This is a genomic window from Paramesorhizobium deserti (assembly GCF_001558695.1).
In the GTDB taxonomy this organism is placed as follows: Bacteria; Pseudomonadota; Alphaproteobacteria; order Rhizobiales; family Rhizobiaceae; genus Paramesorhizobium; species Paramesorhizobium deserti.
The window spans coordinates 211,731-224,626 of the sequence record NZ_LNTU01000012.1 but is presented as its reverse complement, the minus strand read 5'-3'; the positions used below and the strand labels follow the sequence as shown (position 1 = coordinate 224,626).

Annotated in this window: 14 protein-coding genes; 12 read left to right on the top strand and 2 right to left on the bottom strand. The window is 60.9% G+C overall.

The annotated features are described in order from the left end of the window. Positions 1–48: 48 nt before the first annotated feature. The 12 genes from ATN84_RS10150 (at position 49) to ATN84_RS10095 (ending at position 10,983) form a co-directional block, all read left to right on the top strand. Positions 49–411, top strand: a complete 363-nt coding sequence (locus ATN84_RS10150) for a PRC-barrel domain-containing protein (protein WP_068881533.1) — start codon at positions 49–51, stop codon at positions 409–411. A gap of 218 nt (positions 412–629) precedes the next feature. Then, complete coding sequence (eno, locus tag ATN84_RS10145) at positions 630–1,907, top strand: phosphopyruvate hydratase (RefSeq protein ID WP_068881532.1); 1,278 nt, start codon at positions 630–632, stop codon at positions 1,905–1,907. Positions 1,908–2,057: 150 nt separating this feature from the next. Beyond that, positions 2,058–2,372, top strand: coding sequence for an FtsB family cell division protein (locus tag ATN84_RS10140; RefSeq protein WP_068881531.1), 315 nt, complete (start codon positions 2,058–2,060; stop codon positions 2,370–2,372). Positions 2,373–2,520: 148 nt separating this feature from the next. Next, on the top strand, positions 2,521–3,561 hold the full coding sequence (pdhA, locus tag ATN84_RS10135; RefSeq protein WP_068881530.1) for a pyruvate dehydrogenase (acetyl-transferring) E1 component subunit alpha: 1,041 nt from the start codon (positions 2,521–2,523) through the stop codon (positions 3,559–3,561). A gap of 14 nt (positions 3,562–3,575) precedes the next feature. Next, positions 3,576–4,994: a pyruvate dehydrogenase complex E1 component subunit beta gene (locus tag ATN84_RS10130; protein WP_068881529.1), complete on the top strand. Its 1,419-nt coding sequence runs from the start codon at positions 3,576–3,578 to the stop codon at positions 4,992–4,994. 15 nt (positions 4,995–5,009) lie between these two features. Further along, entirely contained in the window at positions 5,010–6,362 is a 1,353-nt protein-coding gene (locus ATN84_RS10125; protein ID WP_068881528.1) for a pyruvate dehydrogenase complex dihydrolipoamide acetyltransferase, read from the top strand. 16 nt (positions 6,363–6,378) lie between these two features. Beyond that, positions 6,379–7,017, top strand: coding sequence for an SGNH/GDSL hydrolase family protein (locus ATN84_RS10120; protein ID WP_068881527.1), 639 nt, complete (start codon positions 6,379–6,381; stop codon positions 7,015–7,017). Between the two features lie 2 nt (positions 7,018–7,019). Further along, on the top strand, positions 7,020–7,601 hold the full coding sequence (locus tag ATN84_RS10115; protein ID WP_068881526.1) for a GNAT family N-acetyltransferase: 582 nt from the start codon (positions 7,020–7,022) through the stop codon (positions 7,599–7,601). A gap of 15 nt (positions 7,602–7,616) precedes the next feature. Further along, positions 7,617–9,062, top strand: coding sequence for a dihydrolipoyl dehydrogenase (gene lpdA / locus ATN84_RS10110; RefSeq protein WP_068881525.1), 1,446 nt, complete (start codon positions 7,617–7,619; stop codon positions 9,060–9,062). A gap of 154 nt (positions 9,063–9,216) precedes the next feature. Beyond that, a complete protein-coding gene (locus ATN84_RS10105; RefSeq protein ID WP_068881524.1) occupies positions 9,217–9,456 on the top strand; it encodes a GlsB/YeaQ/YmgE family stress response membrane protein in 240 nt (79 codons plus the stop codon). Positions 9,457–9,537: 81 nt separating this feature from the next. Then, entirely contained in the window at positions 9,538–10,506 is a 969-nt protein-coding gene (gene lipA / locus ATN84_RS10100; protein WP_068881523.1) for a lipoyl synthase, read from the top strand. A gap of 6 nt (positions 10,507–10,512) precedes the next feature. Further along, complete coding sequence (locus ATN84_RS10095; RefSeq protein WP_068881522.1) at positions 10,513–10,983, top strand: type II toxin-antitoxin system RatA family toxin; 471 nt, start codon at positions 10,513–10,515, stop codon at positions 10,981–10,983. A 117-nt stretch (positions 10,984–11,100) separates the two neighbouring features. Here the strand turns inward: ATN84_RS10095 and ATN84_RS10090 are convergent, their stop codons facing one another. Both ATN84_RS10090 and ATN84_RS10085 read right to left on the bottom strand, forming a co-directional pair. Further along, positions 11,101–11,634: a CinA family protein gene (locus ATN84_RS10090; RefSeq protein ID WP_068881521.1), complete on the bottom strand. Its 534-nt coding sequence runs from the start codon at positions 11,632–11,634 to the stop codon at positions 11,101–11,103. Beyond that, on the bottom strand, positions 11,631–12,824 hold the full coding sequence (locus tag ATN84_RS10085; protein ID WP_068881520.1) for a bifunctional 2-C-methyl-D-erythritol 4-phosphate cytidylyltransferase/2-C-methyl-D-erythritol 2,4-cyclodiphosphate synthase: 1,194 nt from the start codon (positions 12,822–12,824) through the stop codon (positions 11,631–11,633). The genes ATN84_RS10090 and ATN84_RS10085 overlap by 4 nt, the downstream gene beginning before the upstream one ends. Positions 12,825–12,896 lie beyond the last annotated feature (72 nt).

Below are 12,896 nucleotides of genomic sequence, written 5' to 3'. Positions count from 1 at the left end.
CGCATTCGCCCATTGAGTTGAAAATTAAACCAATGAGGAGGTCGCGTCATGCCAACAGCTTCCGGTCACACCACAGCCATTCGGGCCAGCCGCGTTATCGGAACCAATGTCTATAACAGGGAAGGCGAGAAGATCGGTGAAATCGAGGATCTGATGCTCGATAAACTCTCCGATCACATCATGTTCGCCGTGATCGGCTTTGGCGGCGTGTTCAGCGTTGGCGAGAAATTCCACGCCATTCCCTGGTCCGTTCTCGACTATGTTCCCGAACAGGGCGGTTACGTCGTTCCCTATACGCGCGAGCAGCTCGAAGCCGCCCCGGTAAACTCCATCAGTGAACTGTCCGAAGACGATGGCCAGAAAGCCCGGAACCTGTCCTTCGACTATTACAAGGTTCCGAAATACTGGTGATCGGCATCTGCCGAAAGAGGCGAAAGCGGCTCCGGATACGGAGCCGTTTTTCTTTGTGACAGCGATTTCACGGGGATGGGGATTTTCCTCGCCCCTTCCTTTCGCTATGGAAGGCGCGAAAGCTATCTCGCGCTTTTTCTTCGTCGCATGATCTTACCTGGAAGTCTGCAACTTTTCGGGATCGTGCTTGTGCTCCGGGAAATGGAAGGAAATCCCCCATGACTGCTATTATCGACATCGTCGGTCGTGAAATTCTCGACAGCCGCGGCAATCCGACCGTGGAAGTCGATGTGCGGCTGGAAGACGGTTCTTTCGGCCGGGCGGCGGTGCCGTCGGGTGCGTCCACTGGCGCACATGAAGCGGTGGAATTGCGCGACGGCGGTACCCGTTATCTCGGCAAGGGTGTGGAAAAGGCCGTCGATGCGGTCAATGGCGAGATCTTCGACGCGCTTGGCGGCATGGACGCCGAGAACCAGATCCATATCGACCAGACAATGATCGACCTCGACGGCACGCCGAACAAGGGCCGTCTCGGCGCCAATGCCATCCTCGGCGTCTCGCTCGCTGTCGCCAAGGCTGCGGCTGAGGCCTCGGGCCTGCCGCTCTACCGCTATCTCGGCGGTCCGAACGCGCATCTCCTTCCCGTGCCTATGATGAATATCATCAATGGCGGCGCCCATGCCGACAACCCGATCGATTTCCAGGAGTTCATGGTCCTTCCGGTCGGCGCCTCCTCGATACGGGAAGCCGTCCGCTACGGTTCGGAAGTGTTCCACACGCTGAAGAAGCGCCTGAAAGACGCCGGGCACAACACCAATGTCGGCGACGAGGGCGGTTTCGCCCCGAACCTGAAGAGCGCGCAAGCGGCGCTGGACTTCATCGTCGAGTCGATCGAGAAGGCGGGTTTCAAGCCGGGCGAGGAGATCGCCATCGGGCTCGATTGCGCCGCGACCGAATTCTTCAAGGATGGCAACTATGTCTATGAGGGCGAAAGGAAGACGCGCGACGCCAAGGCACAGGCGAAATATCTGGCGAAGCTTGCCGCCGATTACCCGATCGTGACGATCGAGGACGGCATGGCCGAGGATGATTGGGAAGGCTGGAAATATCTGACCGATCTGATTGGCGACAAATGCCAGCTCGTCGGCGACGATCTCTTCGTCACCAATTCGGCACGCCTGCGCGACGGCATCAAGATGGGCGTGGCAAATTCGATCCTCGTCAAGGTCAACCAGATCGGCTCGCTGACCGAAACCCTCGACGCTGTCGAGACGGCGCACAGGGCCGGCTATACCGCCGTCATGTCGCATCGCTCGGGCGAAACCGAGGACGCAACAATCGCCGATCTCTCCGTCGCCACCAATTGCGGGCAGATCAAGACGGGCTCGCTCGCCCGCTCGGACAGGCTTGCCAAGTACAACCAGCTCATCCGCATCGAGGAGGAACTGGGCCCGCAGGCACGCTATGCCGGCCATTCGGCCTTCAAGCGCGTCTGATATCTGCTTTCTTCTGCTTCGCCGCGCGTCCGGATTGGGCGCGCGGCTTCTTTTTTCTCCAATGCCTCGTCAAACTTCCATCAGGCATTGCGAATGTAAGCCTCTGTTAAGCAAAACAATGTTTCTGTTGGTTTCCAAGGTTCTGGAATCATGTGGACAAAACAGAAACGCAAATCCATTCGCGGGCGATTGATCGTGCCGGCTCTCGCCGCCGCATTCCTCTCCTATTTCGGCTTTCATGCCTATCATGGTGAATATGGGCTCTATTCCCGCATGAGGCTTGAGGAACAGGTGAAGGAGATGGACGATCAGCTTGCCGCGCTCACCAGGCAACGCATCGCATTGGAACGCGAGGTTGCACTGGTGCGGGACGGTTCAATCGAAAAGGATATGCTTGACGAGCAGGCGCGCCAGGCGTTGAATCTCTCCCGTCCGGATGAAGTGACGATTATGTTATCGCGTTAGCCGACGAAGATTAATCGGATTCCGGTTAATATCGTTTTTATCGAGCGTTTTTAAGAACTTATTCTCATAGCAGCTATGCTCCTCGTGCATATTGTATCTTGCGCGACGCGCGTCTATCCTTGCACCCAACCATAACAGGGAGTGAGATATGGCACCGAGGGCAAAAAAAGCCCCTGCGTCCAAAACGCAGGCGGCTTCATCAGGCGCACCCAAGGCACCCAAGCCGGCCGACTTCACCAAGGACCAGGAACTCGAAGCCTATCGCGAAATGCTGCTGATCCGGCGTTTCGAGGAAAAGGCGGGACAGCTCTACGGCATGGGCCTGATCGGCGGTTTCTGCCATCTTTACATCGGCCAGGAAGCCGTCGTCGTCGGCATGCAGCTTGCGCTGAAGCCGGGTGATGAGGTCATCACAGGCTATCGTGACCATGGCCATATGCTGGCCACCGGCATGAGCGCGCGCGGCGTCATGGCGGAGCTGACCGGACGGCGCGGCGGCCTTTCCAAGGGAAAGGGCGGCTCGATGCACATGTTCTCCAAAGAGAAGCACTTCTATGGCGGTCATGGCATCGTCGGCGCGCAGGTTCCGCTCGGCACCGGCCTTGCTTTCGCCAATAAATACCGCGGCAACGATAATATCTCGCTCACCTATTTCGGCGACGGTGCGGCCAATCAGGGTCAGGTCTACGAGAGCTTCAATATGGCTTCGCTGTGGAAGCTGCCGGTCGTCTATATCATCGAGAACAATCGTTATGCGATGGGCACCTCGGTTTCGCGCGCTTCCGCCGAGACGGATTTCTCGCGTCGCGGCCTTTCCTTCAACATCCCCGGCATTCAGGTCGACGGCATGGATGTGCGCGCGGTGAAGGCCGCGGGTGACGAGGCGGCCGAATGGGCGCGCTCCGGCAAGGGCCCGATCATCCTGGAAATGCTGACCTATCGCTATCGCGGTCACTCCATGTCCGATCCGGCGAAATACCGCACGAAGGACGAAGTGCAGAAGATGCGTTCCGAGCACGACCCGATCGAGCAGGTGAAGAACCGGTTGATCGAAAAGGGCTGGTCGAGCGAGGATGAATTGAAGGCCATCGATAAGGAGGTTCGCGATATCGTCGCCGATTCGGCGGATTTTGCTCAATCGGATCCGGAGCCGGATCCGTCCGAACTTTATACCGATATCTTGCTCTAAGGGAGGGTGTGGACATGCCTGTAGAGATTCTCATGCCTGCGCTCTCGCCGACGATGGAAGAGGGCAAACTGTCGAAATGGCTGAAGAAGGAAGGGGACGCGGTCACTTCCGGTGATGTGATTGCCGAGATCGAGACCGACAAGGCGACCATGGAAGTGGAAGCCGTCGACGAGGGCACCCTCGGCAAGATCCTGGTGGCCGAAGGCACCGACAATGTGAAGGTGAACACGCCGATTGCCGTGCTCGTTGCCGATGGCGAGAGTGCTGATTCCATCGCCTCCTCTTCCGGACCGAAGGCGGATGCAGACACGCCTGCCGCCACATCCGATGCTGCAGGCGGCAAGGCCCGTCAGTCGAGCGAAGAGCTATCAGCTGCCACCGATAGCAAAATCCCGGCTCAGCCGAAGGTGGATGTCGCTTCCGATCCGGACATCCCCGCAGGTACGGAGATGGTCAAGACCACGGTCCGCGAAGCACTGCGCGACGCTATGGCCGAGGAAATGCGCCGCGATCCCGATGTCTTCGTCATGGGTGAGGAAGTCGCCGAATATCAGGGCGCCTACAAGATCACGCAGGGGCTGCTGGACGAATTCGGCCCGCGCCGCGTGGTCGACACGCCGATCACCGAGCACGGTTTTGCCGGCGTCGGCGTCGGCGCGGCAATGGCGGGCCTGCGCCCCATCGTCGAATTCATGACCTTCAATTTCGCCATGCAGGCGATCGACCAGATCATCAACTCGGCCGCGAAGACGCTTTATATGTCGGGCGGCCAGATGGGCGCGCCGATCGTGTTCCGTGGCCCGAGCGGCGCTGCGGCGCGCGTCGCGGCCCAGCACTCACAGTGCTATGCCGCGTGGTACAGCCACATTCCAGGCCTCAAGGTGGTGATGCCTTACACCGCCGCGGACGCCAAGGGGCTGCTCAAGGCCGCGATCCGCGATCCAAACCCGGTCATTTTCCTCGAAAACGAGATCCTTTACGGTCATTCCTTCGATGTGCCGAATCTCGATGATTTCGTCCTGCCGATCGGCAAGGCGCGTATTCACAAGACAGGCAAGGACGTCACGCTCGTTTCCTTCGGCATCGGCATGACCTATGCGGTCAAGGCGGCCGAGGAACTCGCCGGCCTCGGCATCGACGCCGAGATCATCGATCTCCGGACGATCCGCCCGATGGATCTGCCGACGATCATCGAATCTGTTAAAAAGACAGGACGTTGCGTGACGGTCGAGGAAGGCTACCCGCAGTCTTCCGTCGGAACCGAGATCGCGACGCGCGTCATGCAGCAGGCGTTCGATTATCTCGATGCTCCGGTGATCACGGTGGCGGGCAAGGACGTGCCGATGCCCTATGCCGCCAATCTCGAAAAGCTGGCGCTGCCGAGCGTGGCGGAAGTCGTCGAGGCGGTGAAAGCCGTAACCTACACCGCCTAAGGGGAGGATCAGGACATGCCGATCAATATCACCATGCCGGCCCTTTCCCCGACGATGGAGGAGGGCAATCTTGCCAAATGGCTGGTCAAGGAGGGCGATAAAGTCGCCCCCGGCGATGTGATCGCCGAGATCGAAACCGATAAGGCGACGATGGAAGTCGAAGCCGTGGACGAGGGCACAGTCGCCAAGATCGTCGTCCCCGCCGGTACGGAAGGGGTGAAGGTCAATGCGCTGATCGCTGTCCTGGCCGAAGAGGGCGAGGACGTTGCGGCCGCCGCCAAGGGCGATGGCGCGGCTCCGGCTGGAGCCGAAGCGCCGAAGGCAGAGGAGGAGCCGGCACCGGCAGCCGAGGCAAAAGCTGCCGAACCTGCGAAGCAGGAGCAACCCGAGGCCGCTCCCGCGCCCGCTGCGCAGGCAAATGGCGCGCGCGTCTTTTCATCACCGCTTGCCCGTCGTCTGGCGAAGGAAGCCGGCCTCGACATTTCCGCCGTCACCGGCTCCGGCCCGCATGGCCGTGTCGTGAAGGCCGATATCGAGAAAGCTATCGCTTCCGGCACCGGCAAGGCCGCTCCGCAGGCTGCACCTGCTGGTGCTCCGGCACCGGCCATGGCCAAGGGGCCGTCGGACGATACCGTCCTCAAGCTGTTCGAGGAAGGCTCCTACGAACTCCTGCCGCATGACGGCATGCGCAAGACGATCGCCGCCCGCCTGACCGAATCGCACCAGACCGTCCCGTCCTATTTCGTCTCCATGGATTGCGAGATCGACGCACTTCTGAAGCTGCGCGCCGAGATCAATGCCTCCGCACCGGTGACGAAAACGGAGAAGGGCGAGGTTCCGGCCTTCAAGCTGTCGGTCAACGACTTCGTCATCAAGGCGATGGCGCTGGCGCTCCGCGATGTGCCGATGGCGAACGCCTCCTGGACCTCGACCGCCCGCGTGCTCCACAAGCATTCGGATATCGGCGTCGCCGTGGCGATCCCCGACGGCCTGATCACCCCGATCATTCGGCATGCGGAAACGAAGACGCTCTCGGTCATCTCCACCGAGATGAAGGACCTTGCCAAGCGCGCCCGTGACAAGAAGTTAAAGCCCGCCGAATATCAGGGCGGCACCACGGCTGTCTCGAATCTCGGCATGTTCGGCGTCTCGAACTTCACTTCGATCATCAATCCGCCGCACGCCTCCATCGTTTCCATCGGAGCAGGCATCGAGAAGCCGGTGGTGAAGAATGGCGAACTCAAGGTTGGCACGGTGATGACGGCGACCTTCGCCTTCGACCACCGCGTCATCGACGGCGCGCTCGGCGCGGAACTGGCCTCCGCCTTCAAGCGCTACATCGAAAACCCGATGGCGATGCTGGTCTAAGCCGGAGGACGGTTGCATGAAAACCGTTCTCTGCTACGGCGATTCGCTTACCTGGGGCTATAACCCGGAAGGGCCCGCGCGCCACGCCTTCGAGGACCGCTGGCCAAGCGTTCTCGCGGCGGCCTTGGGTCCTGAGGTGACAGTTATCGCCGATGGCTTGAACGGCCGCACGACCGCCTATGACGATCATCTCGCCGATTGCGACCGCAATGGCGTGAAGACCCTGCCGACTGCGCTGCACACCCACATGCCGCTTGATCTGGTGATCATCATGCTCGGCTCCAACGACATGAAGCCCGCCATCGCCGGCACGGCAAATGCGGCGCGCGGCGGGATGCAGCGGCTCGCCGGGCTTATTCACCGGCACGATTACTCTTTTGATTACGAGGCCCCGGAAGTCCTGATCGTCTCGCCGCCGCCGCTTTGCGAGACGGCCGATCCGGTCTTTTCGGCGACCTTTCAAGGGGGCATCGAGCAATCCTCGATGCTCGCTCCGCTCTATCGCGACCTGGCGGACGATCTCGGCTGCGGTTTCTACAATGCCGGGTCGGTGGCCAGGACGAGCCCGATCGACGGGGTGCATCTGACGGCTGAAAACACCCGTGCCATCGGACGGGGGCTCGAACCCATCGTCCGGGTGATGCTGGGGCTGTAGCGATGGTGGAAGGCATCCGGCTGCGGCCGGCGGAGCGGAAAGACGCGGCCGAACTGGCGATCCTGCTCGAGATCGCTTCGCACGGCCTGTCTTCCTGGAACTGGTATATCGGCGTGCTCCGCGACGAGACGGACACGGCGTTCGAATACGGGCTCCTCCAGATGCTCGACGAAAGTCATCTGGGCGGATGGAAGGAATCGATCATCGCGGAGAAGGACGGCGAAATCGCCGGGCTCTCCATGGGCTGGCCGATCGTGCCGTCCACCCTCGAAGAAGAGCCGGCGCATCCGGTTTACGAACCGCTCCTAGTGCTGCAGAAGCAGGTGATCGGGAATTGGTTCATCGACAGCCTCGGCGTCTATCGCCGCTTCCGCGGCCTCGGCATAGGCCGCCGGCTTCTGGAGAATGAAATAGCCCGTGGCGGCGACAGGCCCGTCAGCCTGATCACGGAGAGCTATAACGAGCGGGCCCAGGCGCTGTATAAGGGCGCAGGATTTAGGGAAGTGGCGCGGCGCGAAGCCGTACCGCTTCATGAGAACGGAACAAGACACGAATGGGTGCTGTTCACCCGTGAGGTCGGCTAAGAAGGCAGGAAAGCAATGGCTCAATCCTACGACGTCATCGTTATCGGCTCCGGTCCCGGAGGCTATATCGCCGCCATCCGCGCCGCTCAACTTGGACTAAAGGTGGCGGTCGTTGAGCGCGAGCACTTGGCCGGCATCTGCTCCAACTGGGGCTGCATCCCGACCAAGGCGCTGTTGCGCTCGGCCGATGTGCTGCACACGGCCCAGCACGGCAAGGATTACGGCCTTACGCTGGAAGGCTCGATCACGCCCGATATCAAGGCAATCGTCGCCCGTTCCCGCGGCATCGCGCACCGCATGAACAATGGCGTCGGCTTCCTGTTCAAGAAGAACAAGGTCGATATCATCTGGGGCGAGGCGAAGATCACGAAACCCGGCGAGATCGTTGTCGGAAAACCCTCCAAGAAGCCGGTCGAGCCGATGGGACCGGTGCCGAAGAACACGCTGGGCGAGGGCACCTACACCGCCAAGCACATCATCATCGCCACCGGTGCCCGCCCGCGCGCGCTGCCGGGCATCGAGCCGGATGGCAAGCTGATCTGGACTTATTTCGAGGCGATGAAACCGGAAGAAATGCCGAAATCGCTTCTCGTCATGGGATCGGGCGCGATCGGCATCGAATTCGCCAGCTTCTACCGCGCCATGGGCGTCGAGGTCACCGTTGTCGAGATCATGAGCCAGGTGATGCCTGTTGAGGATGCCGAGATTTCTGCTCTCGCCAAGAAGCAGTTCGAGAAGCAGGGCATGAATATCCATCTGGAGGCCAAGGTCGCCAAGGTGGAGAAGGGCGCCAATTCCATCACCGCCACCATCGAGAAGAAGGACGGCACGAGCGAGAAAATCACCGCCGACCGGATGATCTCGGCCGTCGGCGTGCAGGCCAATGTCGAGGGCATCGGGCTGGAGGCGGTGGGGGTGAAGACCGATCGCGGCTTCATCGTCATCGACGGCTACGGCAAAACCAACGTGCCGGGCATCTACGCCATCGGCGACGTGGCCGGCCCGCCGCTGCTCGCACACAAGGCGGAGCATGAGGCGGTCATCTGCGTGGAAAAGATCGCCGGCCTGCCGAATGTTCACCCGATGGACAAGCTGAAGATCCCAGGCTGCACCTATTGCAACCCGCAGGTCGCCTCGGTCGGTCTGACCGAAGCCAAGGCCAAGGAGCAGGGGCGTGACATCCGCGTCGGCCGTTTCCCGTTCTCGGCCAATGGCAAGGCCGTCGCGCTGGGCGAGGATCAAGGTCTGGTCAAGACCATCTTCGACAAGAAGACCGGCGAGCTCATCGGCGCCCATATGGTGGGCGCGGAAGTCACCGAATTGATCCAGGGCTTCGTCATCGCCATGAATCTGGAAACGACGGAAGAAGAGCTGATCCACACGATCTTCCCGCACCCAACGCTTTCGGAGATGATGAAGGAGAGCGTGCTGGATGCGTATGGGCGGGTGTTGAACGCTTAAGGTGTTTACTCCCACCAGCCGTCATCCTCGGGCTTGACCCGAGGATCCATGGCAAGGGGGCGGAAAGGCGGGGACGCTGCCTTCCATGAAGCATTGCCAACGGGCGCATAACCGCCCATATCTTTCGTAACATTCATTCGGGCGAGGTATTCAAATGGGTTGGATTGCAACGATCATCGTTGGTGGCCTGGCAGGCTGGCTCGCCGGTATCCTGATGGACCTCCGCTTCGGCGTCTTCATGAACATCGTGATCGGCATCATTGGCGCCATGCTCGCCAATGCCATCTTCGATGCCGCCAATATCCATGTCGCGGCCGGATGGCTCGGCTATCTGGTGCAGGGTTTCGTGGGCTCCTGCATTTTGCTATTCATCGCCAAACTCGTCCGGAGCTAATGGTTTCAATCGCATGATCTTATCCAAAAAGCCTTCAATTTTTTGGGATCATGCTTAGCTCCGGCGGAAAGCAGGTTTTTGATGGTCACCATTCTCGACAGGACGATCCTTCCCGCTGAAAAGCGCCTTCGCCACCCCGAAAAGGCGCACCGGCCGGATTCCGAAATCCTGAAGAAGCCGGACTGGATCCGGGTGAAGGCGCCGACCTCCAAGGGCTATAGCGAGACGCGCGAGATCGTGCGCTCGAACAAGCTCGTCACCGTCTGCGAGGAGGCCGGCTGCCCCAATATCGGCGAGTGCTGGGACAAGAAGCACGCCACCTTCATGATCATGGGCGAGATCTGCACCCGCGCCTGCGCCTTCTGCAATGTCGCAACCGGCATTCCGACGGCGCTCGACCCGAACGAGCCGGAGAATGTCGCGAAGGCGGTGAAGCAGATGGGCCTCACCCATGTGGTCATCACCTCCGTCGACCGCGATGATCTCGACGATGGCGGCGCGCAGCATTTCGCCGACGTCATCCATGCGATCCGCGCGACATCGCCGGCGACGACGATCGAAATCCTGACGCCCGATTTCCTGCGCAAGGACGGCGCGCTCGAAATCGTGGTCAAGGCGAAGCCTGACGTGTTCAACCACAATCTGGAAACCGTGCCGTCGAACTATCTGAAGGTTCGCCCGGGCGCGCGCTATTTCCATTCCATCCGGCTGTTGCAGCGGGTCAAGGAACTCGATCCGACGATCTTCACCAAATCAGGCATCATGCTGGGCCTTGGCGAAGAGCGCAACGAAGTGCTGCAGCTTATGGATGACCTGCGCTCGGCCGAAGTGGATTTCATGACCATCGGCCAATATCTCCAGCCCTCGCGCAAGCATCACCCCGTCATCCGCTTCGTCCCGCCGGATGAATTCAAGTCCTATGAAACAATCGGGCGGACCAAGGGTTTCCTCCTGGTGGCGTCGAGCCCGCTGACCCGTTCCTCGCATCACGCGGGCGAGGATTTCGCAAGGCTCAGGGCGGCACGCGAAGCGCAGATCTCGGGACGCTGATACCGCATGCCTCAGTTCACCACGACACGGCAGGTCCGACACCGGGCAGAGGAAATGTTCGCGCTCGTTGCCGATGTCGAGAAATATCCGGAATTCCTGCCCATGTGCGAGGCCCTCACCGTGCGCTCGCGCAAGGAACGTGGCGATAGGACCCTGCTCGTCGCCGACATGACCGTCGGTTACAAGCTCATCCGGGAAACTTTCACCAGCCAGGTCTTTCTCAACCCGGAAGAGAGCATCATCGACGTCAAATATATCAACGGCCCGTTCCGCTATCTCGACAATCGCTGGGGTTTCCGGCCTGTCGGTGACGGCTCGTCCTGCGAGATCGAGTTCTTCATCGATTATGAGTTCAAGAGCCGCACGCTCAGCCTGCTGATGGGCACGATGTTCGACATCGCGTTTCGCAAGTTCTCGGAAGCGTTTGAGCGGCGGGCGGATGAGATTTATTCACCCGACAGTCATCCTGGGGCTTGACCCGAGGATCCATGGCAAGGGGGCACAAACGCTCTTATCATCAACAACAGGTTCGTGAATCTTCACACTGGATATTGATGGTTTTGCTTGCTGGAATGCGTTGATGCGGTGAAAAGGTCAGCGCTCCTCAGCCGTGGATCCTCGGGTCAAGCCCGAGGATGACGCTGGGAGGGATTTCAGCACAAGCTCCAGCGCCGCCAACACTGTCGCATGGCGGATGCCGTCGCGCCCGATATCCCCAAACCGGCATTCGCGGTGAAGTGTCGCGCCATCCTTCCGCATCGCCGCGATGTGGACGAGGCCTACCGGCTTTTCCTCAGAGCCGCCGCCCGGCCCGGCGATGCCGGTGACCGCGACCGAAACCCCCGCGCGCGAATGCGCAAGTGCCCCCTCGGCCATGGCGAGCGCCACTTCTTTCGACACCGCGCCAACCCTGGCGATGAGCAGGGCAGGGACGCCGATCATCTCCTGCTTCGCCTCGTTGGAATAGGTGACGAAGCCGCGATCGACCACGTCGGACGATCCCGCTATGTCAGTCAGCGCCGCCGCGATCAGGCCGCCGGTGCAGGATTCGGCAGTGGTGAGCATGATGCCCGCCCGGCGGCAGGCGTCGAGCACGGCGGTCGCCTTCTCCTCCGCTATCATGCTCATTCCGGCACCTCGCCGGGATAGATGACGGTGGCTGTGGCGATTGCGGCAATGCCTTCACCACGCCCGACGAAGCCCAGCTTCTCGTTCGTCGTCGCCTTGATCGAGACGCGATCCAGAGCGATGCCCAGCATATCCGACAGGGCGGCGGTCATCGCCTCGCGATGCGGACCGATCTTCGGCGCTTCGCAGATCAGCGTGATGTCCGCATTGGCAATGCGGCCACCCGCCTCCCGGACGAGTTTAACCGCATGCTCGACGAAAATGCGGGAGGGCGCCCCTTTCCATTGCGGGTCTGAGGGAGGGAAATGCGTGCCAATATCCCCGGCGCCCCGCGTCGCGAGCAGCGCGTCGGTCAACGCGTGCAATCCCACATCGGCGTCCGAATGGCCGGAGAGTTTCAGCGTATACGGTATTTCCACGCCGCACAGCGTCACATGATCGCCCGGTTCGAAGGCGTGGACGTCATAGCCGTTGCCGGTCCTGATGTCGGGAAAGCCGCCTGAACCCTGAGCAAAACGCTTGTCGGCCATTTCGATATCCTTCGCCCAGGTGAGTTTGGTGTTGTCAGCGGACCCTTCCACGACGCGCACGGCGAGACCGTGCCATTCGGCGATCGCCGCGTCATCGGTGAAATCCGAGCGGCCGGCGCGGAAGGCGGCCTCATGCGCATGGAGAATCGGGGCGAACGGAAAGGCCTGCGGCGTCTGCGCCGCATAAAGACCCGCGCGCGGCACGGTGGCGGTCACATGCGCATCCGGTCCTGCCTGCTTCAGCGTATCGGAAACGGCGAGCGCCGGAAGCACGCCGATGGCCGGATGCAGCGTGTGGACGATGCGCTGCAGAAGCTCCTGCGCGATGAACGGACGCACGCCGTCATGGATCATGACGTAATCGGGTTCGTGCTCGATCAACGCCAGCAGGCCGAGCCTGGTCGATTCCTGCCTGGTAGGACCGCCGATGACGGTGATCGTCTTCGCGCCCAGCGCGCCAGTCGCCTGTTCATAGAGATGCCGGTCTTCCGGATGGATCACCGAGACGATCCGGTCGATATGCGGACAATCGAGAAACGCCCGCAGCGTGCGCGAGAGCACGGCTTCGCCGCCGATCCGCCGATATTGCTTCGGCCCCTCGGTGCTCTGTCCCGCCCGTTCCCCGCGGCCGGCTGCGACAATTACGGCTGCTACTTTTATGGTTTTACTGCCTTCTGTGTCATATTTTCCGCTCTAAAGCCTGTCACGTCCAAACGCCAGACGGGAATCAAT